General features: G+C 61.0%; 24 protein-coding genes. 9 read left to right on the top strand and 15 right to left on the bottom strand.

What is annotated here, in order from left to right; translation table 11 throughout:
* Positions 1 to 261 precede the first annotated feature (261 nt).
* Complete coding sequence (locus GC1_RS01285) at positions 262 to 1047, bottom strand: enoyl-CoA hydratase (RefSeq protein ID WP_019296179.1); 786 nt, start codon at positions 1045 to 1047, stop codon at positions 262 to 264.
* Between the two features lie 58 nt (positions 1048 to 1105).
* On the opposite strand from GC1_RS01285, the gene GC1_RS01290 reads away from it, so the two are divergent.
* On the top strand, positions 1106 to 1528 hold the full coding sequence (locus tag GC1_RS01290; protein WP_019296180.1) for a PaaI family thioesterase: 423 nt from the start codon (positions 1106 to 1108) through the stop codon (positions 1526 to 1528).
* Between the two features lie 10 nt (positions 1529 to 1538).
* On the opposite strand, the gene asd is transcribed toward GC1_RS01290, so the two are convergent.
* From asd to GC1_RS01305, 3 genes are all read right to left on the bottom strand, one after another.
* A complete protein-coding gene (gene asd, locus GC1_RS01295; protein ID WP_019296181.1) occupies positions 1539 to 2429 on the bottom strand; it encodes an archaetidylserine decarboxylase in 891 nt (296 codons plus the stop codon).
* A gap of 84 nt (positions 2430 to 2513) precedes the next feature.
* The gene (locus GC1_RS01300; protein ID WP_019296182.1) at positions 2514 to 2750 is read right to left on the bottom strand and encodes a hypothetical protein; all 237 of its coding nucleotides are present in this window, start codon (positions 2748 to 2750) and stop codon (positions 2514 to 2516) included.
* A gap of 99 nt (positions 2751 to 2849) precedes the next feature.
* Complete coding sequence (locus tag GC1_RS01305; protein WP_019296183.1) at positions 2850 to 3083, bottom strand: DUF1127 domain-containing protein; 234 nt, start codon at positions 3081 to 3083, stop codon at positions 2850 to 2852.
* Between the two features lie 96 nt (positions 3084 to 3179).
* Here GC1_RS01305 and GC1_RS01310 point away from each other — a divergent pair, with 96 nt between their 5' ends.
* The 6 genes from GC1_RS01310 to GC1_RS01335 all read left to right on the top strand — a co-directional run bounded on the left by GC1_RS01310 (position 3180) and on the right by GC1_RS01335 (position 8023).
* The gene (locus GC1_RS01310) at positions 3180 to 4583 is read left to right on the top strand and encodes an aminotransferase-like domain-containing protein (RefSeq protein WP_019296184.1); all 1404 of its coding nucleotides are present in this window, start codon (positions 3180 to 3182) and stop codon (positions 4581 to 4583) included.
* A gap of 167 nt (positions 4584 to 4750) precedes the next feature.
* The gene (rplM, locus tag GC1_RS01315) at positions 4751 to 5209 is read left to right on the top strand and encodes a 50S ribosomal protein L13 (protein ID WP_019296185.1); all 459 of its coding nucleotides are present in this window, start codon (positions 4751 to 4753) and stop codon (positions 5207 to 5209) included.
* Positions 5210 to 5214: 5 nt separating this feature from the next.
* Positions 5215 to 5700 carry a 30S ribosomal protein S9 gene (gene rpsI, locus GC1_RS01320; protein ID WP_019296186.1) on the top strand — a complete coding sequence of 162 codons (486 nt, stop codon included), beginning with the start codon at positions 5215 to 5217 and terminating at the stop codon, positions 5698 to 5700.
* A 152-nt stretch (positions 5701 to 5852) separates the two neighbouring features.
* Positions 5853 to 6464: a CatB-related O-acetyltransferase gene (locus tag GC1_RS22940; RefSeq protein WP_019296187.1), complete on the top strand. Its 612-nt coding sequence runs from the start codon at positions 5853 to 5855 to the stop codon at positions 6462 to 6464.
* 135 nt (positions 6465 to 6599) lie between these two features.
* The gene (locus GC1_RS01330) at positions 6600 to 6968 is read left to right on the top strand and encodes a group I truncated hemoglobin (protein WP_019296188.1); all 369 of its coding nucleotides are present in this window, start codon (positions 6600 to 6602) and stop codon (positions 6966 to 6968) included.
* Positions 6965 to 8023, top strand: a complete 1059-nt coding sequence (locus GC1_RS01335; RefSeq protein WP_019296189.1) for an adenylate/guanylate cyclase domain-containing protein — start codon at positions 6965 to 6967, stop codon at positions 8021 to 8023. Before GC1_RS01330 ends, GC1_RS01335 begins: the two co-directional genes overlap by 4 nt.
* A gap of 9 nt (positions 8024 to 8032) precedes the next feature.
* Here GC1_RS01335 and GC1_RS01340 read toward each other — a convergent pair whose 3' ends face one another.
* The 11 genes from GC1_RS01340 to guaA form a co-directional block, all read right to left on the bottom strand.
* Positions 8033 to 8650, bottom strand: a complete 618-nt coding sequence (locus tag GC1_RS01340) for a TetR/AcrR family transcriptional regulator (RefSeq protein ID WP_019296190.1) — start codon at positions 8648 to 8650, stop codon at positions 8033 to 8035.
* Positions 8643 to 9512, bottom strand: a complete 870-nt coding sequence (gene ppk2 / locus GC1_RS01345) for a polyphosphate kinase 2 (RefSeq protein ID WP_019296191.1) — start codon at positions 9510 to 9512, stop codon at positions 8643 to 8645. The genes GC1_RS01340 and ppk2 overlap by 8 nt, the downstream gene beginning before the upstream one ends.
* Positions 9513 to 9573: 61 nt before the next feature.
* Positions 9574 to 10527, bottom strand: coding sequence for an alpha/beta fold hydrolase (locus GC1_RS01350; RefSeq protein ID WP_019296192.1), 954 nt, complete (start codon positions 10525 to 10527; stop codon positions 9574 to 9576).
* 1 nt (position 10528) lies between these two features.
* On the bottom strand, positions 10529 to 11446 hold the full coding sequence (gene metA / locus GC1_RS01355) for a homoserine O-acetyltransferase MetA (RefSeq protein WP_019296193.1): 918 nt from the start codon (positions 11444 to 11446) through the stop codon (positions 10529 to 10531).
* 59 nt (positions 11447 to 11505) lie between these two features.
* The gene (locus GC1_RS01360) at positions 11506 to 12369 is read right to left on the bottom strand and encodes a hypothetical protein (protein WP_019296194.1); all 864 of its coding nucleotides are present in this window, start codon (positions 12367 to 12369) and stop codon (positions 11506 to 11508) included.
* 140 nt (positions 12370 to 12509) lie between these two features.
* Complete coding sequence (locus GC1_RS01365; RefSeq protein WP_019296195.1) at positions 12510 to 13634, bottom strand: OmpP1/FadL family transporter; 1125 nt, start codon at positions 13632 to 13634, stop codon at positions 12510 to 12512.
* A gap of 103 nt (positions 13635 to 13737) precedes the next feature.
* The gene (locus GC1_RS01370) at positions 13738 to 14622 is read right to left on the bottom strand and encodes a DMT family transporter (protein WP_019296196.1); all 885 of its coding nucleotides are present in this window, start codon (positions 14620 to 14622) and stop codon (positions 13738 to 13740) included.
* A 136-nt stretch (positions 14623 to 14758) separates the two neighbouring features.
* Complete coding sequence (locus GC1_RS01375) at positions 14759 to 16264, bottom strand: hypothetical protein (RefSeq protein ID WP_019296197.1); 1506 nt, start codon at positions 16262 to 16264, stop codon at positions 14759 to 14761.
* Between the two features lie 264 nt (positions 16265 to 16528).
* On the bottom strand, positions 16529 to 17368 hold the full coding sequence (locus tag GC1_RS01380; RefSeq protein ID WP_019296198.1) for a glycosyltransferase family 1 protein: 840 nt from the start codon (positions 17366 to 17368) through the stop codon (positions 16529 to 16531).
* 17 nt (positions 17369 to 17385) lie between these two features.
* Positions 17386 to 18072 (bottom strand): sulfotransferase family 2 domain-containing protein, encoded by a 687-nt coding sequence (locus GC1_RS01385; RefSeq protein ID WP_019296199.1) that lies wholly within the window; start codon positions 18070 to 18072, stop codon positions 17386 to 17388.
* Between the two features lie 147 nt (positions 18073 to 18219).
* Entirely contained in the window at positions 18220 to 19788 is a 1569-nt protein-coding gene (gene guaA / locus GC1_RS01390; protein ID WP_019296200.1) for a glutamine-hydrolyzing GMP synthase, read from the bottom strand.
* A gap of 196 nt (positions 19789 to 19984) precedes the next feature.
* On the opposite strand from guaA, the gene GC1_RS21810 reads away from it, so the two are divergent.
* Together GC1_RS21810 and GC1_RS01400 are read left to right on the top strand one after the other, a co-directional pair.
* Positions 19985 to 20482, top strand: a complete 498-nt coding sequence (locus GC1_RS21810; RefSeq protein WP_152612169.1) for a GNAT family N-acetyltransferase — start codon at positions 19985 to 19987, stop codon at positions 20480 to 20482.
* Between the two features lie 143 nt (positions 20483 to 20625).
* Complete coding sequence (locus GC1_RS01400) at positions 20626 to 22173, top strand: trimethylamine methyltransferase family protein (protein ID WP_019296202.1); 1548 nt, start codon at positions 20626 to 20628, stop codon at positions 22171 to 22173.
* Positions 22174 to 22182: the final 9 nt, after the last annotated feature.

The raw sequence follows: 22182 nt of genomic DNA on the forward strand, positions 1-22182 counted from the left end.
GGCCGGGCGCGGATTGTCTGGGCTGGTTGGGGAAATTTGGGGCCGCCGCTGCGGGGATGGATCGCCGGGTGAGAGACCGGTTGGAGGGACCCTTCCGCAGCAGCAGCCCAAATTGTGCGGGCCGGTGACTGCTCAGCGGCCGTGCCCAATCTTTGCCATCTTTCCGCCCGAATTGAAAGGCGGTCATTTGGCCTATTACGGAAACATTACGTTCCTATTGGTAAACAAAGGCTAAAGCTTTCCGTAAATTTTCGGAAAAACTCATTCCTGCCAGTCAGGGGCACGTTTTTCGATGAACGCGGCCATACCTTCGATGGTGTCACGGTGCATCAGGTTTTCAACAATCACGCCGCTGGTATAGGCATAGGCCTGGTCCAGCGGCATTTGCAGCTGCTCGTAAAACGCCTGCTTGCCGATTTTCACCGCAGCACCAAGCTTGGAGGCGATGGTCTCGGCCAGCCGGTTGGTTTCAGCTTCCAACTGCTCCAGCGGCACGGCGCGGTTGGCGAGGCCTAGGTCGACAGCGCGGGCGGCATCGACGAATTCGCCAGTTGTCAGCAGCTCAAACGCCTGTTTGCGCGGGATATTCCGCGATAGCGCCACCATCGGGGTGGAGCAGAACAATCCGATGTTCACGCCGTTGACGCCGAATCTGGTGCCCTCAGCCGCCACCGCCAGATCGCAGGAGGCAACCAGCTGGCAGCCCGCCGCGGTGGCGATGCCGTGAACCTGGGCAATCACCGGCTGGGGCAGGGACTGCAGCCCCGTCATTACGCTGGTGCAGCGGGCAAACAGATCCTGGAAGTAAGCCTTGCCGCCGTCCTCAGACGCGCGGCCCGCGGTCATCTGCTTGACGTCATGGCCTGCGCAGAACGCCTTGCCCGCTCCTGACAGAATCACAACCTTGATGCGGCTGTCCTCGCGCAAGGCATCGATCTGTTCCTGCAGCGCAGCCAGCATCTCGTCCGACAGCGCGTTCAGCTTCTCGGGCGTGTTCATGGTGAGCCGCGCAATTGCGCCCGTGTCGTGACGTTCCAGAATTGCCATCTTGCCCTCCTCGCAAATCCGGGGGCAACTCTAGGCGGGGCGAACAGAAAGGGAAAGCATGGCGCTGGCATTTGATTTCGCAGGTCTGACGGAATACCTGCATGAGATTTTTCCGCAGGTGCGGGATGACTTTGCCATCGACGCGATGGAGGAAAAGCATCTCAGGATGCGGCTGTTGACGGCAGAGAAGCACCTGCGCCCCGGCGGCACGGTGTCCGGCCCGTCGATGTTTGCGCTGGCCGATTGCGCGGTCTACGCGCTGATCCTGGCGCATCTGGGGCAGGAGGCGCTGGCCGTGACCACCAACTGCTCGCTCGATTTCATGCGCAAGCCCGCGGCCGGGGCAGACCTGATCGGCGAGGCGCGGCTGCTGAAGCTGGGCCGGGTTCTGGCGGTGGCCGATGTGCTGATCTATTCCGAGGGCATGGCAGAGCCGGTGGCGCGTGCCTCGATGACCTATTCAATCCCGCCCAAGCGTTAGGGGGCAGCTTTCACAGGGCGGTGGCGAAAGGCTGGCCCACCTTGACCAGTGTTTCGCGGCCCTTGGCACTGTTTGCCACCAGATCATCGGCGAACCGCACTTTGCCCGGCTCGAACACCACCACCACGGTGGAGCCGCCGAACTTGAAATAGCCTTTCTCGTCCATCTTCTGCACCGCGCCCGAGGTGCGGGTGTTGACGATGGAGCCGACACCGAAGGCGCCGACCTCGACGAAGCAATAGCTGCCCAGGTTTTCGGTTTCGATCAGGGTCCAGGTCCGCTTGTTTTCGCCGAACACATCCGGCCCCGCGCCAAGTGCAATCGGGTTCACCGAATGCAGCGCGCCGGGAATGTCCTGTGCTGCGGTGATGCGGCCCGCGGCGGGGAAGTGGTAGCGGTGGTAGTCCGCCGGGCACAGCCGCACAATTGCCAGCGCGCCGCCAATGAACCGCTCCGCAATGCCGGGCAGCATGGTGCGAACCGACATCGGATAGCCCTTGACCGGCACAAACACGTCCTCTGCCAGTTCCGGGAACACCAGCACCCGGCCATCGGCGGGCGATACAATGTCCTTCGGGTCCGCGCTGAAGGGGCGGGCCTCGGGCCTCAGGTGGCGCACGAAGAAGTCATTGAAACAGCCATAGCTGTCTGCCGGAGCCGTGGCCTCACTCATGTCGATGGACAGTTCGTCGACAACTGCCGCGATTTTGCCCTTGGAGAACCGGGAATCGAACCAGGCGCCCATCAGCCGGCTGATCAGGGATGAGCGGAACAGCAGCTTTTCCACCGGCCGTGCGCTGGCGTTCTGATAGGCCCAGCGGATCCACTTCTCGCCCAGCACCGCCTCTTCAAAGGTCTCACCGGTCTCGCGGTTAACAACAAGAATGGGGTCGCGCCGCATCAAATCTGCCAAATCAGGTTTCGTCCCGCTGCGCCTAGCAAGAAGCGGCGGGCGCGCCAAGAGCGGTTTGCAGCAGGCAGTGCATTAGCCCTGCTTGTCCTGGAACCAGCCAATGCTGTTCCGTGCTTCCAAAATCGCGGATTCAGCGTCGGCAAATACTTGGCTCCCATAGTGGCCGATACTGTACCAGCCGCGACCGTCTTCCGGGTCGCGGCGAAACTCGTCAAATCCAAAAGTGCCGTCCGGACGCTGAAAAATGTCAACGCAAACGAAATCGCCGTCCAGATTGACGGAGTGGATTACCTTGTTGGTGTGCGCCATGTCTGCGTCCTTGTGCGTGGTGCGCTTATCGCCAGGCAAGCGTAAATAAAAAAGGCCGGGGCGAACCCCGGCCGTCAGGTTGTTCCTTTGCCCAGGGGATCACGGGCGCCAGAACGGAAGAGTGGCTTCATAATGGGCGTCCTCACGGCTCAGCCCGATGTCCTTCAGCTGCGTCTCGCTCAGGTGTTTCAAATGGGTTCGGGTGCGATGGCGCAGGCTCCACTTGGTCACCAGCACGGCAAAGGAGACGGCCCACTGCGCCAGCACCGGCAGGGCCGGGCGGCTGTTCAGAAAGGACATGTTCGATTGTGCCATTTGCGTGTGCTGTGCCATGGGAGGCTTCCTTCGTATTGTGTTGATACAATCCTGTTGATTTGTCGTAGTGTTTTGATACAAAGGGGGTGAGATGTTGTCCAAGGATGGATTGTAATGGGTACAATTTGGCCGCAAGCCCTGGGTGAGACAAAAGGTCCCAAGTACAAAAAGGTCGCAGATACAATCCGCTCTGCTGTTGAAGCGGGGAGCCTGAAAATTGGTACAAAGCTGCCACCGGTCCGCGATCTCGCGTATCAGTTGAGCATAACACCCGGCACTGTCGCCCGCGCCTACAGCATCCTGACCGATGAGGGGGTGCTGGAGGCCGAAGTCGGGCGCGGCACTTTTGTAGCCGAAAAGAAGAAGCCGGTGCCCGATGACGTATGGTCGCGGGAGCTGCATCTGCTGGAGGCGCGCGATCCCGGCCATGTCAGCCTGTTCAGCCCGCGGATTGCCGACATGGGGCAGGTGTCAGCGGTGCGCGAAGCGCTGCACAAAGTGGCCGAGGGCGAGGCGCGGAATTTCCTGAACTACCCGACCCGTGATGCCTATAAACCGGTACGCCAGGCCGCTGCAGAATGGATTGCCAAGGCGCCGGTTGGCCCGGTCAGCGAAAAGGACGTGGTGCTGACCCATGGCGGCCAAAACGGGCTGATGGTGGTGCTGCAGGCGATTCTGGAAGGCCCCCAGCCAGTGATACTTGTCGAGGACCTGACCTATGCAGGATTCCGCCGTGCGGCTGAGCTTCTGCGGGCGCAGGTGGTCGAGGTGGCGATGGATGAACACGGCATCCGCCCGGATGCGATGGAACTGGCCATCCGCAAATCCGGCGCCTCTGTGATCTGCACCAGCCCCGAAGTGCACAATCCCACCGGACTGTTCACCCCGCTGGAGCGCCGCAAGGAGATTGTCCGCATCGCCCGCCGCCACGGGGTGCAGATTGTCGAGGATGACTGCTACCGCCTGGGCGAGGCGCGTGCCCCCAGCTACCGGGCGCTGGCGCCGGAACTGGCCTGGCACGTGTCCTCGATCTCCAAGATTCTGACGCCGGCCCTGCGCGTCGGTTTTGCCCTTGCGCCGGAGGGGCGGGCGGCGGATCTGCGCCGGGTGGCGGAGTATGGTTATTTCGGCCTGGCCCAGCCGCTTGCGGAACTGGTGAGGATCCTGCTCAGTGACCCGCGCCTGCCCGGGCTGGTGCAATCCGTGCGCAGTGAGATGGCCCGCTATGTGCGGGTGGCGGTCAACGCGCTTGGCGGCTTTGACCTGACCTGGAACCCGGAGGTTCCGTTCCTCTGGCTGAAGCTGCCGTCCGGCTGGCGCGCCGCCGCCTTTACCCGCGCGGCAGAGGCCAACGGGGTGCAGATCCGCTCTGCGGATGAGTTCGCCCTGCGCGACGGCCGCGCGCCCCATGCGGTGCGCATTGCCATCAACGCGCATGTGCCGCTGAAACAGTTTGAGGAGGCAATGCTGCGCCTGCGCGCCCTGCTGGACAACCCGCCGGAGCAGATCAGCGTGTGATTTTGTGGGGTATTATTATACCTATTTTTTAACGCGCTGTTTTCAAATGATTTATTCTTGTTTGGTGGTGTTGACTGGGGCTTGGGATGCCCGTAAACCCCGTCCATCGAATTCAGGCCGATGACCGATGGGATTCTGCCTTTCACGACAAACAGGATTGACCTGCCATGAAAACCTTCTCTGCTACTCCGGCAGATATCGAGAAGAAGTGGATCATCATCGACGCCGAGGGCGTGGTGCTGGGCCGTCTTGCCTCGATCGTTGCCATGCGCCTGCGCGGCAAGCACAAAGCGTCCTTCACTCCGCATATGGACATGGGCGACAACGTCATCATCATCAACGCCGAAAAGGTGCAGATGACCGGCAAGAAGCGCGATGAGCACTTCTACTGGCACACTGGCCACCCGGGCGGCATCAAGTCGCGCACCAAGCAGGAAATCCTGGAAGGTGCACACCCGGAGCGCGTTGTGACCCAAGCGGTCAAGCGTATGCTGCCGGGCAACCGCCTGTCGCGTCAGCAAATGACCAACCTGCGCGTTTACGCTGGTGCCGAGCACCCGCACGAAGCCCAGGCACCTGAAGTTCTGGACGTCAAATCCATGAACAAGAAAAACACCCGGAGCTGATATTGATGTCTGATCAGATCAACACTCTCGAAGAGCTCGCAGCTGCAACCGGTGTGGAAGCAGTGGCTGAAGAAACCATCGCGCGTGAGCCGGTTCGTGACGAACTGGGCCGCTCCTATGCCACCGGCAAGCGTAAAGACGCTGTTGCCCGCGTCTGGATCAAGCCGGGCTCCGGCAAGGTCGAGGTGAACGGCAAGGAAATCAACAAGTACTTCGCCCGTCCGGTGCTGCAGATGATCCTGCGCCAGCCGTTCCAGGTTGCCGGCGTCGAAGGCGAGTTTGACGTTTACGCCACCGTCAAGGGCGGCGGCCTGTCCGGTCAGGCCGGTGCGGTCAAGCACGGCATCTCCAAAGCGCTGCAGCTGTACGATCCGTCGCTGCGCGGCGCTCTGAAAGCGGCCGGCTTCCTGACCCGCGACAGCCGCGTTGTGGAACGTAAGAAATACGGTAAGGCCAAAGCCCGCCGTTCGTTCCAGTTCTCCAAGCGTTAAGCTGGAAACATATGCTTTTGGAAGGGCTCGCCGCTGGCGGGCCCTTTTTCGTTCCAGTGCCCGCCTGCTTCCGGATGCTTTCAGGGTTCCTTTAGAAAGATTTCCTAGGGTGGCACGGAAATCCTAGGACGGGAAACGGAAGGCAGAACAGCATGACATCACCAGACCAATTCAAGACTGCCCCGATCGGCGACGGCAAACTGGAAATCGGCCGCTTCACTCATGGCTATGAAGATATGGAAATCGAAGGGCAGGGCGGCGGTGCCAATGTGGCAGTCGGCTCCTTCTGCTCGATCGGCCGCAGTGTCCGGATCATGCTGGATCAGTCTCCGGCGCTGGACCGGATCTCCGCCTTTCCGTTTGGCGAAGCCTTCACGGAACATCTGGGCGGAGCCGAGACTCATGCGCAGCACTCCGGCAGCCGCGATGTGGTGATCGGAAATGACGTTTGGATTGGCGCCAATGCCACCCTATTGGGGGGTGTCAAAATCGGCGACGGCGCTGTCATCAGCCCCAATGCCACTGTAACCGGCAATGTGGGCGCTTATGAGGTCTGGGCCGGTAACCCGGCGCAGCTTGTGCGCAAACGCTTTGATGATGCGGTCTGCCAGAAACTGCTGAAACTGCGCTGGTGGGACCTGCCGCTGCCGCTGATCCAGGAAATGGCACCGCTGCTGTCTACGCAGCCGACCGTGGATCTTATCGAAGGTTTGCAGTGTATCGTCAGCGATCTGGTGACCTTCACGGATGAAAGCGCGGCCTGACTCGGGAGGCCGGGATTTTGGCCTTGTTTTGAGCTGTTTCCCGGCCCGGGCGCCCCGAGCGGCCCCCGGGCGTTAACTTTTTCGCAAAATTAGCGTAACATGGGCGGACCGCTTCCTGATGGGGGGACAGCTGTCATGCCGCAAACAATCTATGAGAAATACGGCGGGTTCAGCGCCATTAGCCGGGTTGTAATGACCTTCTACGAGCTGGCGCTCGATTCTGACCAGATCGGCGACTACTTCGCTGATGTCGACATGGCGCGTCTCATTGATCACCAGACCAAGTTCATTTCCTCGCTCCTGGGCGGGCCTGCGTCCTTCAGCGACGACCGGCTGGAGGCAGTGCACAGGGCCCTCGGCATAACCCACGAAGACTTCGACGAGATGGGCGCATTGCTGAAAGAAGCGCTGGAACAGCATGGGCTGTCTGAGCCGGACATCCGCACCACGCTCAGCGCCATCGAGGGCAAACGCAGCATCATCGTTACCCGGGATGCGGCATGAGCATTGCCGCCATCAATGAACAGCTGCTGCGTGCTATTGGTGTCGGCGTTGCCGTAGTGCGGGCATCAGACCTTGGATTTGTCTTTCACAATCAGCCCTTTGCGGAATGGTTCGGCACCCCGGGGGAGGGCGCGTCACTAACCGATGCCATCGATGGCCTGCAGCCGGAGGACCTGGGGCCGCTCTGCGACGAGGGCCTGCGCTATTCAGCGGAGCTGAAGATCAAGCGCAAACGCCGCACGCTGGTGTTTGCCATCAACATTTCCCAGGCCAGCCACCTGAACGAGGCGCTGCTGGTGGTGGAATGCCAGAACATCACCCGCATCCGCGAGCTGGAAAGCATGATCGACAGCTATTCCACCATGGTGGAGCGCAACACCCGCGAGCTGGAACGCGAGAAGGAACGGGTGGAGCGGCTGCTGCTGAATCTGATGCCGCGCTCCGTCTATGAGGAATTCAAGACCTTCGGCGTCGTCACCCCGCAGCTCTATCCCAAGGTGTCGGTGGTGATGCTGGACTTCGTGAATTTCACCGACTTTGCCTCCCGCACCGATCCGACGGTCACGCTGGGAGAGCTGAACGACATCTTCACTGCGTTTGACCGCATCGTCGAGCAATACGGCTGCGAGCGGATCAAGACCATCGGCGACGCCTATCTGGCGGTTGCCGGAATGCCGGAACCGACGCCGGACCACGCCACCGCCGTGGCCCATTGCGCCACCCGTTTCCTGCGCTATCTGGACCGGCGCAACCAGAGCCATCAGCACAAATGGCAGGCGCGGATCGGCCTTGGCACCGGCTCAGCCGTGGGGTCTGTGGTGGGTATTCAGAAGTACGTCTATGACGTCTTCGGCCCCGCAGTGAACCTGGCCTCCCGTCTGCAAGTCTTTGCCAACCCGATGAAAATCGTCGCGCCAGAGGACATGAAGGACGCATTGTCAGAGGAATTCCACGTAACCGACATCGGCCCTGAAGACATCAAGGGCATCGGCGAGGTGAACCTGGTGAACGTCGGCGATGAGCTGAGCGCCCCGCAGCCCAGCGGGCGTTTTTAGCGGCCGGTTCTAATTGTCCGGCCCGATCAGCCCCAGCCCGCGCAAATAAATCCCGATGCCGCTTTCCAGCAGGTCCTCCGGCGGAAAGGGGGAGGCAGCACCGGGTGAGTTGCGCGCATAAAGCTCCACCACCCCGTGGCTCATCGCCAGCACATGCGCAGAGAACATCGAGGCCGGCGGGCGTTTCTCCGCAGGGATATGCTGGCTGAGGTCCGCCGCAGCGCGTTCCAGAATCGCGCGCGCGCGTGCCGCGGCATCTGCCAGTTCCGGCGTGCGGTTCACCGAAATACCGCTTTCGAACATCGCGATATAGTGGCCGGGATGTTTGCGGGCAAAGGCCAAATAGGCCCGCCCGGTTGCCTCAAACGCTGCCAGTGCTGACGGCTGATACTTGTCATAGGCGTGCTGCATCAGATCGGCAAACATCACATAGCCCTGGCGCGAGGCCTCCGCGATCAGATCCTCGCGGCCCTCAAAATGACGGTAGACCGCCGCCGGGGTAACACCGGCCTGCTTGGCCGCTTCCGACAGCGTAAAGCCGGTCGGCCCCTTAGCCTCGATCAGCTGCAGGGCGGCCTCGACCAGCGCCTGGCGCAGGTTGCCGTGATGATAACCGCGTTTAGGCATCCCAGATTTCCGGGCCTCCGCAAATTTCTTGGTCCAGGGCGCCAATCGCCTTGGCGTCCTTCTGAGCGTAGTCAATCGCATGCAGCACGCAGCGCATCGCCGCCAGCCGAGCCCGCCGTTTGTCATCGGAGCGGATGATTGTCCAGGGGGCCTCAGCGCTGTGGCTGCGCGCGAAAGTTTCTGAAATGGCGGCGCTGTAGTCGTCCCATTTCTCCAGCCCCTTCACGTCGATCGGGCTGAGTTTCCACTGTTTCAGCGGGTCGGATTCGCGTGCCAGAATGCGGCGCAGCTGCTCGGCACGGCCGACGTTGAGCCAGAATTTGAACAGGTGGATTCCATCTTCAGTCAAAGCCGCTTCAAATCCAGGAGCCTGGTCAAAGAACCGCTCCCGCTGCTGATCCGTACAGAAACCGAACACCTTTTCCACCACACCGCGGTTGTACCAGCTGCGGTCGAAGAACACGATCTCGCCGCCCGACGGCAGCTGCTGGACGTAGCGTTGAAAATACCACTGGCTCTGCTCCGCTTCGGTGGGCTTGGACAGCGCCACGATCCGCGCACCGCGCGGGTTCAGATTCTCGCGGAACCGCTTGATGGTGCCGCCCTTGCCAGCCGCATCGCGGCCCTCAAAGACGATGGCGATCCGCTGGCCCGTGGCCTTGACCCAGGACTGCAGCTTGACCAATTCAATCTGCAGCGCCTCAAGCTCTTTGTCATAAGCCTTGCGCTTCATCAGCTTCCTGTGCGGATAGCTGGGGCTGAGGATTTCATCTTTGTCCGCGCCCTTGATGGCCTCGCGGATCTCCTCCGGTGCGCCGCTCTGGAAAAAGCGGCTGATGGCCCCGTCAAACGGCAGCGGCATGTGCAAAACCCTTCTGTCCTCAACCCCTTATATGGGAAGGAAGTATGGAATGTGAATCGCTTTAACGCAAATACGCGCGTTCCGCCGCGCGGCGCACCGCATCGGCAACATCTTCCGTTGCGACGTGCTGCGGCATATGGCCAATCCCCTCCAGCCGCGTCAGCCGCGCACTGTCGACATCCCGTGCCAGCCCTTCGGCATGCAGCTTGAGGTTCACCAGATCATCCTCAGTGCCGTGGATCACCTCCAGCGGAACCGTGATGCGGCGGTAATGCTGCGACAGTTCTGTCACTTCCTCCAGCAGGTTCGCCCGCTGCCGGGCGTTGGCCCGCAGCGACCCGCGCCGCAACGACAGGCTGGTGCCAAAATGCTCTGCATATCCTTCCGGCACTGCCTGCGGGGCAAAAATCTCCTGCAGGGAGCGGCTGACCACCAAGTCCGGGACATAGGCCGCCAGCATCGGCACCGCCACAGCGCTGCCAAAACGAGAGGAGGTGAGACGGTAGAGCGGGTCCAGCGGCGTTGTCCAAGGGTAAGCCACCCCGGACACCGAAACCAGCGCAGAGACGCTTTCGGGGTGATCCACCGCCCAGGCCAGCGCCACTGCACCGCCATAGCTTTGGCCCAGCACAATTGGCTTCTCTGCCCCCATCTGCGCCGCGGCCTGGCGCAGCACCTCCGCCTGCTGGCGGATGGTCGCGCCCGTACCGTTGAGCGGGCTGGAATAGCCCAGGCCCGGGCGGTCGAAGATCAGAATCCGGAACTCGTCAGCGAGTGCTGGCGCCAGCCGGAACGTCATGTCGCGGGTGTTTCCGCTGGAGCCATGCAGCAGCACCAGATCCGGCGCGCTGCCCTTGGGCCGTCCCATCTCCACCACATGCACCCGATGGCTGCCGACCACCAGAATCTGCCCCTGCGGCGGATGGCGGGCCTCAGCCGCGGCCTCGCGCCGGCCCGCCTGCCAAAGCGTGAGGGCAGTCCCCGCTGCCACAGCAAGGCCTGCCCAGACCAGCATTCTAGCGGCCGATCTCATCCATGTCATAAGGCGTTGTCTGGTAAATCTCATTGATCCAGTTGCCATAGAGAAGATGCGCGTGGCTGCGCCAGCGGTTCTGCGGCTGGCGGCTGGGATCATTGTCCGGATAGTAGTTGCCCGGCACGTTGATCGGGGTGCCATTGGCCACGTCGCGGTCGTATTCCTGCTTCAGCGTATCGCTGTCGTACTCAAAATGGTTGAAGATATAGAGCGCCCGGTGCGCCTTGTCCTCAATCAGGCAGGGTCCGACCTCGTCACTGCCCAGGAGTGTCGTCAGCCCCTCGGCGGCATCGACCTCCGGCTGTTTCATCTCTGTCCAGCGGCTGACCGGGATCACGAAATCATCCGAGAACCCGCGAAGATACGGCGAGGCCGGCGCCAGGTTTTGATGCCGGAAGCAGCCGAACGCCTTGTGGTCCAGCATGTGTTTCTTCACGCCATGGAAATGATTGATCATCGCCATGCCGCCCCAACAGACACCAAAGGTCGAATGCACGTTGGTCTGGGTCCACTCGAACACCTCGCGCATCTCTTCCCAGTAGGTAACTTCAGGAAAGTCGAGATGCTCAATCGGAGCGCCGGTGATGATCAGCCCGTCGAACTTCTCGTGCTTCACCTCCTGGAAGGAGTGATAGAACTCCTCCATATGCGCAGCCGCAGTGTTCTTGGTCTGATGCTCGGTCATCCGGATCAGGCTTAGCTCGATCTGCAAGGGCGTCGCCCCGATCAGCCGGGCAAACTGGTTCTCCGTCTGGATCTTCTTGGGCATCAAATTGAGCAGCCCGATGCGCAGGGCCCGGATGTCCTGACGTGCCGCCTGATCCGGCGACATGACCATCACGCCTTCGTTCGTCAGAACGTCATAGGCGGGCAGGTCAGCGGGGATCTTGATGGGCATGTCAGTATCCTGATTTGCGGAAAGTTGTACGATATAGCGGAGGTTGTCAGATAGTCGGCTTAGCCGCGGTCCTCAAGGGCTTCGGCGATCAAATCCACGAAACCAGCCTCATCCTTGACGGCGGAGATCTGGCTGGCAGTCACCGTGACGCCCCAATTGTCCGCCATCGCCTGATAGCGCGGCTGGCGGTGCGCCAGTGCCTGGGAGTAGGTCCAGCGGATAAATGCATCGGGATCCACATCCGCCTCAGGTATCTTGTTTTCCTTAAGGTATTCCTGCCAGACGCGGTTCAGGAACTCCGGCTGGTAAGACATCGGCTTGGGCGCCCGGTCAAAGCGCCGGACCAGTTCGGCGGTGTGCTCCTCGCTGCCCTTGATCCAGACCATCAGCGTGTGCTTGCTCAGCTCGGACAGGATCTGGTCGTTCGGGTCATTGGCGTCGACCCATTCGCAGATCGACCCGCCGGTGTCACAGATGAAATTCGGATAGCCGTACAGCTGCTGCGCCCGGTCCGCGAAATACTCGGTGTCCAGCAGCGCGCGGATCTCGGCAACCCGGAACTGCTCCTGGCGGCGCTTGTACTCGGCAATCGGCAGCCCGCCCTTGGCGGTGTCGCCGGGCTTGCCCAGATAGGCAGAGACCGGGCGCAGGTTTTCGAAGGTGATGTTGGAGCCGATAAAGATCGAATCCGTCAGCAGCAGTTCGCGCAGAAACGGCACTTTCATCGCCTCGGCCTTGGCATTATCGGCGATGTATTCGCCCATGTAACGGGTGCCGATGCGGTAATCGATCGAGTAGTGGAACCAGCTGCCGGCCCCGCGCAGAACGTTGCTGACATAGGTTTTGCCAAGCCCGGACATGCCAAAGAACAGCACCCGTTTGCTGGGGGCGTCGCGCCAGTCCTGTGCAGAAGAGTAGAGCATGAAAGTCCAAGTCCCTGAAGGTGTCACGCCTTGCTAGCCACCCGCGGGGGCCGGGTCAATTCCATGCGCGCATGCGCCGCGGCAAAAGAAAACCCCGCCCCCAAACGGGAGCGGGGCAAACTGCCCGGCAGGTGCCCGGATCAGAAGTGGAAGCCGACCTTCAGGCCGAAACTGACTGCGTCGTTGTCCTGAAAGTTGGTGACCGGGTTGCCGCCAGGGGAGGCAACCGCATCGCCCAGCTGGGTATAGCGGACACCGGCAGAGACGGTCATGTTGTCCTGCTTGTACTGCACGCCGACGCGGATTGCCTCATACCCGTGGGTCGGCGCCAGCGGCGAGACCAGGTTGTCGCCGTCCGAATCCGAATAGATCAGCGCCACAGAACCGGACCAGTTCTCGTTGAAGGCGCGGCCGACACCCAGTGTGTAGGTGATCGAGTCGTCCAGGTCGATCAGATCAACGGAGCGGCCGGCCAGGGTGCTCAGGCCCGGAACCACCAAATCAGTTACGCTGTGCTCAGCCCAACGGATGCCGCCGAACAGCAGCGTGTCCTGGGCGACGCCGGTCTGGAAGTCCAGGTTCACCGATTGCGGCGTTTTGGTTTTTGTCGTGGTGCTGGCGGTGGCGGTGGTGGCAAAGGTTTCGTTCAGGTTGAAATCATGTTCGATTTCAGAGCTGTAGGTGAGTGCCACGCGCAGGGCGATATCGGGGATCTCATAGGCGACGCCGGCCACCCAGCCAAACGCGCCATCTTTGTCCACTTTCACGTTGTATCTGCCACCGATGGAGCTGTAAGCGCCGCCCTGCAGATTGATCTCGCCGTCAAGCTCCTGGTAGCGGATGCCGCCGTGGACGCTGAAGCGGTCATTGAACTTGTAGCGCAGCATCGCAGTGAGCGAGTTCGAATCCGCCTGTGCAGTCGTGCCGCCAAGCAGCAGCGAACCACTGGTGGGATATGCGACATCCACACCCCACGGCTGGTCGAAGATCAGCGCAAAGGACAGCTGCTCATTGATGTCGCGCTTGTAGCCCGCGCCGAACATGTTGAACCGTTCGCCGACATCACCGGTTGCAGACCCCAGCGGGTTCAGCGAAGTGCGGTCGTTGCCCGACAGGTCCACCGAAGTTGTAGCAAACGAGAACTCGGCGTAGTTGCCTTCTTCGAAGATGATGCCGATCGGCTGGCCGGTGCGGTCCAGACCGCTCGCCATGGCAGAGCCAGATACCAGCGCCAAAGCCGCCGAGGTTGCAAGATAGCGTTTCATTGTTCCTCCCTGAGTTGCGGCCAGTGGAAGCCGCTTTACGCGAACGTAATCGGGCGGATTTCGGCAAATCAACATTAACCGCGCGGCAACTAGCCGGATTCGGTCAGCTTTGAGGGGTTCTGCGCGGCTGGCCTGCAACTATATTAAGATAATTTGCAATGCAGATGATGGCGGCTCCCCCCAGCACCCAGGCGTCCAGCGCCTCTCCGTAGATCACCATGCCAAGGATGGCGATGGCGGGCAGGCGGGCAAAATCCACCGGCACCACCACGCTGGCCGGCGCCAGCGACAAGGCTGTGGTCAGGCAGAAATGCGCAGTCAGCCCGGCAATGCCGATCAGCACCAGCCAGGGCAGGGTGGTTGCGTCCGGCAACGCCATGTCGCCGTCCCATCCTGCCGCCAGCAGCCCCATCACCAGCTGCATCGAGGTCAGCCAGAACAGGATTGAGGCGGTGTGCTCGTGCCGGGTCAGCCGTTTGGTCAGGATCGCGGTGAGGGCAAAGAAGATGGCGCAGCTCGCCGCTGCCGCCAGGCCAAGGTTCAGCGTCTCGGGGCTGGGGCGGGCCACGACCAGAATGCCGGCAAAGCCAAGCGCCGCCGCCAGCATCCGCCGCCGGGTCAGCGCCTCGCCCAGCAACAGCGGCGACAGGATGATCACCCACAGGGGCGAGGTGAACTCCAGCGCAAAGACCTGGGCCAGCGGAATCAGCGTCACCGCCAGAAACCACAGGTTCTGGCCGGTGAAGTGGAACAGGTTGCGCAGCAGATGCACCCCCAGCCGCTGCCGCCGCACCTGATGCCAGCGGCCTGCCGCTGTCAGGACAGCCACCACGATCAGCACCCCCACCAGGCTGCGGTAGGCCATGATTTCAAAGGTATCCAGCGTCAGCCCGGCCTCACGCCCGGCAATCGCCATGGCCGAAAAGGACACAATCGCCCCCACCATCCACAGCGCCGCCAGCCCTGCGCGTGTCTCGCCCTCTGCCATGCCTGCCCCCTTGTTCAGCTGGGGAGAGGAAAGGCGGAATTTTCACCCGGGGTCAAGCGCATGGCGGCGCGGCAGCTGCGATTACAGGCCTGCCAGTTGACAGCGCGGCGCAAGCGAAGGAGGCCGCGCGCCAGTTTCAGGCCGCCGCGCGGTGCGCTTCTTGCGCATCCAGTGAACGGCCTGACTTGATATAGGCAGAGGCAGCCTCCACCGGGTCGAAGTTCAGACGATCCAGCAGAGTGCGGATTTCCGCGGTCAGCTGCTCTGTCACTCCGGAGGAGTCGCGGGTGGCGTTTTTCTTTTCCGGCAGCAAGACCCGGCCGCGGTGGCCTAGGGCCGCCAGCAGTTTGGGGGCACCTGCCGGCTTGGTGGCCTCTTCCAGCATGGCCCCGACAAACTTAATTTGCCCGCCGTATTTCAGCAGGTAGTACGCATAGCGCGCCTCCATCTCCAGCGCGTACCAGATGGCGCAGCCGACCTGACCCAGCGGCAGGAAACGGGCAGGGTCAACGATCAAATTGCTGTAGCCCATGTCCAGGTACCACTGCCACCGGATGGTGATATTCATAAAGTCATTGCGGCCGACATAGCTGGCGCATTGCTTGGCCAGGTCGCGGCGCAGGAGGATCACGGTGGTGCGGCTGCGGATGGGGCTTTCTGCCAGCGCTTCGATCAGCCCGCATTTGCCTAAGGTATGGTTGGACTCGGCATAGGGCGCTTCCAGCGACGCCAGCTTGTCCTTCCAGAACTTCTGCATCCGGGTATTCATGCCATAAGTGTTGAAAGTCCGCATGTGCTTGATTTCCGGCATTTGTGTGCCGAAGTCTTCAATGTTCAGCGGCTCGTGGATGGATTTGATCCGAAGATTGTCACCCAGGAACTGCGCCAGCCAGGCGGTACCGGTGCGCCCGGCCGAAAGAGTGAAGAAAAAGTCGCTTTTGGCGGGCTGTTCGTGCTTGGGCGTGGCTGGTGCCGCGCCTGGGCGCTTGTAGCCGAACTTGCGTATTTCGTCGGCGCATTGTTCTGCAACGACATCCGCGGCCCCCGGATAGCGGGCATAGAGCGTTGCGGCATCAGTGCCGGTGCGCGGGCGGACACCTTCCTTGGCACGCAGGCTTGAAAACCGCTCCCACAGGCCTTCGACGCCAAGCGCCGCGATGTCCTCTTCCAGATGCTCGTATCGTAAAAAGACATCGGGTGCAGCCGGCCCTTCCAGCGGTGCGATTTGGACGTTTTCAGTCAGCATGCCGTAGAACTTGTGCACAAACAGCCCGAAGTTCAGGCTCTCAGTCTCGGCCATCTCCCAGTAGTAGCGGGAAATGACCGCGTCATACGGATCGCGCCAGATGGTGACCTTTGTGTAGCTGTCCCAGATGTCCTGCGGGATGAGGGCCTTGGCTTCTGCGGCGGGGATGTGATTGTAGAAATCCCCCTCCGTTTCAGTGCCGTCGGGCCAGGTTTGGCGCTGGTGATTTTGTGCCCCGGGATAGCCCAGGCCTGCGCGGGTTTCTTCGTCCTCGGGAGACACAGGGGTGATCACACTGGTGTCGTCGCAAAAGTTGGACAAGGCGATTTCAAATGACGTGCCGCCTACCTTTTTGGTTTTGATAAAGATGAGTTTCAGCGGGTGGCAAATAATCATTGGGTTCTCCAAGCCGTCGGCGTCCTGGAGACTATTTCAAAAACACCTGACAAATTGGTTAACCGCAGGCTGCCGGTAACCCATCTGCAAGCCGGGTGAAAACTTGTAAATGCCGGCCGCAGCAACACAAAGCGGCCCGGTTTGCCAATCCGGGCCGCCATAATATGTTTTTGATTTCATTGAGAAAGGGTGGTGAGATCAAGCTAAGGTGCTAAGTCTTGCAGAACCCTGCGCGGCCTGCAGAAGCAGTGGGATTTTCAGCCGCTAGAGTATCTCGCGCAGCAAATGCGCCTGGGGATACCGAGCAATCGTCTCGTTGCCTTTTTTGCCAATCCGTTCCAGCTTTGCTTCATCTTGCAGCACTTCAGCTATGCCCTCGGCAAGCCCGTCATAAGGCAGGCCCAGGATGCCGTCACGGTAGCATTCGTCGATCATTGTTCCACTATTGAGTTCGCTTGCCAGAGGGATGCCGTTGGTCATCAGGTAAAAGGCGCGGACGATCTCGAAAATCTGAGAGTCGTAGAAATGGAGATTCAGCACCATACGGGATCGGGAAATCCAATCATCACGGCTCTTTCCGTAAGTACCTTCCAGCTGTTTGACCGTCAAACCACACGCGCGAAGGTCATCAAGGATTTTCTTGCGTCGCGGACTCACGCTGCCGTAGAACAGAACGTCGATGTCTTTCTTTTGCCGGGGCGTGATCCGGCAGAGTTCCTTTTGATATCCGATTTGAAGCTTCTCAACCCGCTTTACACCAAAGTCATTCAGATAGCTGACATTGGCATCGCTGTAATCCCACAAGGTGAAGTCATGTGAAAACCACTCAACGATGTTTTTGTTCCAATGCGAGAGGGTGCTGCCTAACTGCTCGGTGTTCAAGATGATAGTGTCCGCTGGAACGACCTTGGCCATGGCGCAGGTCATCAAGTGAATGCCGATAAGGATATTCCGGGCTGACGGGTCGATCTTGTTTTTGTGTATTGCCGCTTCATAGCCAAGATCCCGCAGTGCGAATTGAATCAGGTCAGCAAGCTCAGAAAAGGCGCCGGTGTGCGGGTAGTTATCCGGTTGCGCCAAACAAATATTGTATTTTTGTGTCATGGGATGCCGATCAGACCTCAGCCAGCAGCCGCTTCGGGCAGCTGCCGGACGGCGGAGCGCCGCTGATACTGGAAATTATCGAAGTCCATGCCGTAGATCTTCTCGGCAACGGCCAAGCCTTCGTCGCTCAAAACCAGGTCGCCGGGGTTGAAACCTTCGGGAACGCGCAGGTGGTTGCTGTGCGTCATCTGCTGGCTGGCCGGGTTGCCGAACAGGGCTGCATCAATGAACGCCTTGGCTTTCTCGGCGCCGTTCTCTTCCAGCTTGAAAACCTGGTAGTTGGCGCCGGGATAGAAGAAGCCAGACTGCGGGTAGAAATGACCGTCCATCCAGCCCTTGGTCAGCACATTCTCCAGCAGGCGGGTCTTGACGAACTGGTCCAGGGTTTCATCGCTGCCGATCCGGCGTTCCACCAGCCGCTGGAACTTGTAGGCGCTTTCAAGCCGGGCAATCGGATCGCGCACGATGGTGAAAAAGCCGGTGAAAAAATCCTTGGGAAACAGCCGCGAAATCGATTCCCCGTCGATGTGCTGCGGGGAGGATATGTTCCAGTGCTGCTGGGGCGGATTAGCGACATACTGCTCGTCCACAAACGCCAGGCTGACGCCGTTCAGGCCCTGAATGTAACGCTCAATGGATGTGCCGCCGCACTTGGGAATATGCGCGAAGTGCAGCAGCACGTCTTTGTATTTGATCAAGGGCATTTTGCGCCTCCATTTGCCTCCAAGCAGTTGGCCGCCGTGGTTAAACCGGCGGCCAAGCGTTTGGCTCAAGATGGCGCAAATTGTTTAAACGTTCTTTAAAACAGGCGTGGTTTCCACCGCGGTTTCAAAGCCCGTGAACTGCAGGGATCATTCCCACTCGATGGTTCCCGGAGGTTTCGAGGTGATGTCGTAGGTGCAGCGGTTGATGCCCTTCACTTCGTTGATGATCCTTGTGGCGGTTTCGCCCAGGAACTCGTGGCTGAACGGATAGTAGTCCGCGGTCATGCCATCGACAGATGTCACCGCGCGCAGGGCGCAGGCGTAGTCATAGGTGCGGCCGTCGCCCATCACGCCAACGGTGCGGACCGGCAGAATCGCCACAAAGGCCTGCCAGATGTCATCGTACAGACCGTGCTTGCGGATCTGGTCGATATAGATCGCATCCGCTTCGCGCAGGATCTCCAGCTTTTCGCGGGTGATCTCGCCGGGGCAGCGGATTGCCAGGCCCGGTCCGGGGAAAGGGTGGCGGCCGATGAAGCTCTGCGGCAGACCCAGTTCGCGGCCCAGCGCGCGGACCTCGTCCTTGAACAGCTCGCGCAGCGGTTCCACCAGCTTGAGGCCCATCTTCTCCGGCAGGCCGCCGACGTTGTGGTGCGATTTGATGGTGACCGAAGGCCCGCCCGAGAAGGAGACCGATTCAATCACGTCCGGGTACAGTGTACCCTGTGCCAGGAACTCGGCGCCGTCGATGGTGTCGGCGTGTTTCTGGAACACGTCGATGAACAGCTTGCCGATGATCTTGCGCTTGGTTTCCGGGTCGGACTGGCCGTCCAGCTCGCCCAGGAACAGATCGCTCTCATCCGCGTGGATCAGCTGGATGTTGTAGTTGTCGCGGAACATCGCGACGACTTCTTCCGCCTCGTTCTTGCGCAACAGGCCGTGGTCCACAAACACGCAGGTCAGCTGGTCGCCGATCGCCTCGTGGATCAGGATCGCCGCAACCGAGCTGTCGACGCCGCCGGACAATCCGCAGATCACCTGTTTGTCGCCGACCTGCTCGCGGATCTTCTCGATCATCTGCTCGCGGTAGGCGCCCATGGTCCAGTCGCCGGAGAAACCCGCCAGTTTGACAAAGTTCTCATAAAGCTTGGCGCCGTTCGGGGTGTGGTGCACCTCGGGGTGGAACTGCACCGCATAGAAATTGCGGCTGACATCGGCGGTGATGGCAAAAGGCGCGTTGGGGGAGGTGCCATAGACCTCGAACCCCGGGGCGATCTTGCTGACGTGGTCGCCGTGCGACATCCAGACCTGCTCGCGGTCGTTGTCGTTTGCGAACCAGCCCTCCAGCAGCGGCGGCGTCTCAACCGTGGGGGTCACAAAGGCCCGGCCGAATTCCGCAGTGCCATGGCCGCTTTCCACCTTGCCGCCCAGCTGATGCATCATCACCTGCTGGCCATAGCAGATGCCCAGGATCGGCACGCCGTAGTCGAAAATCTCCTGCGGCGCCCGCGGGCTGCCCTCGCGGGTCACGCTGTCAGGCCCGCCCGAGAAGATCACCGCCTTGGGCGCCAGTTCGCGCACAAAGTCCATGGTGACATTCTGATAGGGGTGGATTTCGCAATAGACATTCAGCTCGCGCAGGCGGCGCGCAATCAGCTGCGTGACCTGGCTGCCGAAGTCGATGATGAGAAGGCGGTCATGGGTGTCTTGGGTCATGCACGCGCCATAGGCCAAGGAGGTTTTTTTCGCAAGGGCTTTGGTGCTTGCAGTGGCACAGGGTGCCGGGCAAACAGCTCACCCGGCTCTGAAAACCCTCCGGCTGGGTGCGGTGCAGTAAAACTCGGTGCAGAGGCTTGCCTTGCAGGTAAAGCTTCTGCTCTGCTGAACTTCCGGTACAGGGGAGGCATGCACAGTGGTTATCAGGGAAATGCGGGCAGGCGACCGCGCGGCTGTTGCGCAATTGCAGATTGCCAGCTGGCGCAGTGTTTATGCCGGTGTCCTGCCGTCGGCGTATCTGCAGGAGCAGGTCGTGTCCGACCTCGCCCGGCACTGGCAAAAGCTGCAGTTTTCGGACCGTGACGTCGTGCTTGTTGCAGAGGGTGCGGGGATACAGGGCTTTATAACCGTCTGGACCGGAGATGAACCCTATATCGACAACCTGCATGTGTCGGAAACCGCCCGGTCACAAGGTCTTGGCCGCCGTCTGATGAAGGAGGCCGCCCGCCGTTTGCAGGCCCAGGGTGCAAATTCGGCTTATCTGTGGGTCGCAGAGAGTAATTCCCGCGCACTGGCGTTCTATTTCCGGATCGGCGGCAGTGCCGGCGAGCGCAAGGAGATTGACGTTTTCGGATACGCCATGCCCGCGATCCGGGTGCATTGGGACAGTCTTGATCCGCTGCTGAAAGCGTAAAACCGGCTTGGCGGGTGCGAGTTCCGGCGAACTCTGTGCTGCGAATGTCGCTTTTCAACTTGAATGGCCGCAATCCTGCGGCGGCGGCGCGCGCGAGGGCTATAATACCCTTCGCAATGAAATGCCTGTGGTGAGGATAAACCATGACAGAAGCAGCCCCGCGCCGTCGTGCCCGCGGTTCCGGCGGCGGCGCCGCCCGCCGCGCCGAGCGCACCAGCGTCAAGATCGAAACCGCCAAGTACATCGAGCGCAACATTCCGAACTTCGAGATCCTGAATGAGGAAGCGCTGGAGATCATCGAGTACAACGCGGACACGATCCTGGAAGAGGTCGGCGTCAACTTCGTTGATAACCCGGCGGCGCTGCAGCGCTGGCGCGATGCCGGTGCCGATGTCCAGGGCGAGCGCGTGCGCATCCCCCGCGGCCTAGCCCGCAAGCTGTGCGAAACCGCACCTGCGGAATTCACCCAGCACGCCCGCAACCCCGAGAAATCGGTGGTCATCGGCGGCCGCAACCTGGTTCTGGCTCCGGTCTATGGCCCGCCCTTCGTGCGCACCCGCAGCGGCGGCCGCCGCTATGCGACCATGGACGACTTCAACAAGTTCGTGAAGCTGGCCTATATGTCCAAGTGGCTGCACCACTCCGGCGGCACCGTCTGCGAACCCACCGACATCCCGGTGAACAAGCGCCACCTGGACATGCTGATGGCGCATATGACCCTCAGCGACAAACCGTTCATGGGCTCCGTCACCGAACCCAGCCGCGCCCAGGACTCCGTCGATATGGCCGGCATCCTGTTCGGCAAGGAATTCGTGCAGAACAACACCGTGATGACCTCGCTGACCAACATCAACTCGCCGATGACCTTCGACGACGTGATGATGGGCTCGCTGGAAGTCTACGCCCAGAACAACCAGGCCTGCATCATCTCGCCGTTCATCGTCGGCGGTGCCATGGCGCCGGTGTCGGTGGCAGGCACCCTGACCCAGGTGCTGGCAGAGGTTCTGGCCGGTATCGCCTACAACCAGCTGTGCCGCCCCGGCGCGCCCGCGATCTTCGGCGCCTTCGTGTCCTCGATCGACATGAACTCCGGTGCTCCGACCTTCGGCACCCCCGAAGCGTCGCTGGTCACCTATGGCGCAGGCCAGCTGGCCCGCCGCCTGGGCGTGCCGTTCCGTTCGGCCGGCTCCTTCTGCGGCTCCAAGCTGCCGGATGCGCAGGCGGCTTATGAAACCGCCAACTCGCTCAACATGGGCCTGATGTCCGGCGTGAACTTCATGCTGCACTCCTGCGGCTGGCTCGAGGGCGGCCTGGTTGCCGACTTCGAGAAGTTCGTGATGGACGCGGACCAGCTGGGCACCCTGCACGGCCTCGCCAAGGGCGTCCCGGTGGACGAGAACGGCCAGGCGATGGAAGCCATCCGCGAGGTTGGCCCCGGCGGCCATTACCTCGGCTGCGCCCACACCCAGGCCAACTTCAAATCGGCCTTCTGGAAATCCGAAGTGCTCGACTACAAGCCGTTCGAGCAGTGGGAAGAAGAAGGCGCGCGCGACACCTACGCGCTGGCCGAAAGCCGGGTTGAGAAGCTGCTGGCAACTTACGAGCAGCCCGCACTCGATCCGTCGATCAAGATGGCGCTGGACGAGTATGTGGCCGAGAAGAAGGCCTCCATGCCCGACGCCTTCATGTAAGCGCGAGCC

Origin of the sequence: Leisingera sp. ANG1 (genome assembly GCF_000203975.2) — a bacterium.
GTDB lineage: Bacteria > Pseudomonadota > Alphaproteobacteria > Rhodobacterales > Rhodobacteraceae > Leisingera.

Excerpts from the sequence above, each read along its gene's own strand:
- GC1_RS01285 (WP_019296179.1), bottom strand. The coding sequence starts at position 1,047 with ATGGCAATTCTGGAACGTCACGACACGGGCGCAATTGCGCGGCTCACC.
- GC1_RS01290 (WP_019296180.1), top strand. The coding sequence starts at position 1,106 with ATGGCGCTGGCATTTGATTTCGCAGGTCTGACGGAATACCTGCATGAG.
- asd (WP_019296181.1), bottom strand. The coding sequence starts at position 2,429 with ATGCGGCGCGACCCCATTCTTGTTGTTAACCGCGAGACCGGTGAGACC.
- GC1_RS01300 (WP_019296182.1), bottom strand. The coding sequence starts at position 2,750 with ATGGCGCACACCAACAAGGTAATCCACTCCGTCAATCTGGACGGCGAT.
- GC1_RS01305 (WP_019296183.1), bottom strand. The coding sequence starts at position 3,083 with ATGGCACAGCACACGCAAATGGCACAATCGAACATGTCCTTTCTGAAC.
- GC1_RS01310 (WP_019296184.1), top strand. The coding sequence starts at position 3,180 with ATGGGTACAATTTGGCCGCAAGCCCTGGGTGAGACAAAAGGTCCCAAG.
- rplM (WP_019296185.1), top strand. The coding sequence starts at position 4,751 with ATGAAAACCTTCTCTGCTACTCCGGCAGATATCGAGAAGAAGTGGATC.
- rpsI (WP_019296186.1), top strand. The coding sequence starts at position 5,215 with ATGTCTGATCAGATCAACACTCTCGAAGAGCTCGCAGCTGCAACCGGT.
- GC1_RS22940 (WP_019296187.1), top strand. The coding sequence starts at position 5,853 with ATGACATCACCAGACCAATTCAAGACTGCCCCGATCGGCGACGGCAAA.
- GC1_RS01330 (WP_019296188.1), top strand. The coding sequence starts at position 6,600 with ATGCCGCAAACAATCTATGAGAAATACGGCGGGTTCAGCGCCATTAGC.
- GC1_RS01335 (WP_019296189.1), top strand. The coding sequence starts at position 6,965 with ATGAGCATTGCCGCCATCAATGAACAGCTGCTGCGTGCTATTGGTGTC.
- GC1_RS01340 (WP_019296190.1), bottom strand. The coding sequence starts at position 8,650 with ATGCCTAAACGCGGTTATCATCACGGCAACCTGCGCCAGGCGCTGGTC.
- ppk2 (WP_019296191.1), bottom strand. The coding sequence starts at position 9,512 with ATGCCGCTGCCGTTTGACGGGGCCATCAGCCGCTTTTTCCAGAGCGGC.
- GC1_RS01350 (WP_019296192.1), bottom strand. The coding sequence starts at position 10,527 with ATGCTGGTCTGGGCAGGCCTTGCTGTGGCAGCGGGGACTGCCCTCACG.
- metA (WP_019296193.1), bottom strand. The coding sequence starts at position 11,446 with ATGCCCATCAAGATCCCCGCTGACCTGCCCGCCTATGACGTTCTGACG.
- GC1_RS01360 (WP_019296194.1), bottom strand. The coding sequence starts at position 12,369 with ATGCTCTACTCTTCTGCACAGGACTGGCGCGACGCCCCCAGCAAACGG.
- GC1_RS01365 (WP_019296195.1), bottom strand. The coding sequence starts at position 13,634 with ATGAAACGCTATCTTGCAACCTCGGCGGCTTTGGCGCTGGTATCTGGC.
- GC1_RS01370 (WP_019296196.1), bottom strand. The coding sequence starts at position 14,622 with ATGGCAGAGGGCGAGACACGCGCAGGGCTGGCGGCGCTGTGGATGGTG.
- GC1_RS01375 (WP_019296197.1), bottom strand. The coding sequence starts at position 16,264 with ATGATTATTTGCCACCCGCTGAAACTCATCTTTATCAAAACCAAAAAG.
- GC1_RS01380 (WP_019296198.1), bottom strand. The coding sequence starts at position 17,368 with ATGACACAAAAATACAATATTTGTTTGGCGCAACCGGATAACTACCCG.
- GC1_RS01385 (WP_019296199.1), bottom strand. The coding sequence starts at position 18,072 with ATGCCCTTGATCAAATACAAAGACGTGCTGCTGCACTTCGCGCATATT.
- guaA (WP_019296200.1), bottom strand. The coding sequence starts at position 19,788 with ATGACCCAAGACACCCATGACCGCCTTCTCATCATCGACTTCGGCAGC.
- GC1_RS01400 (WP_019296202.1), top strand. The coding sequence starts at position 20,626 with ATGACAGAAGCAGCCCCGCGCCGTCGTGCCCGCGGTTCCGGCGGCGGC.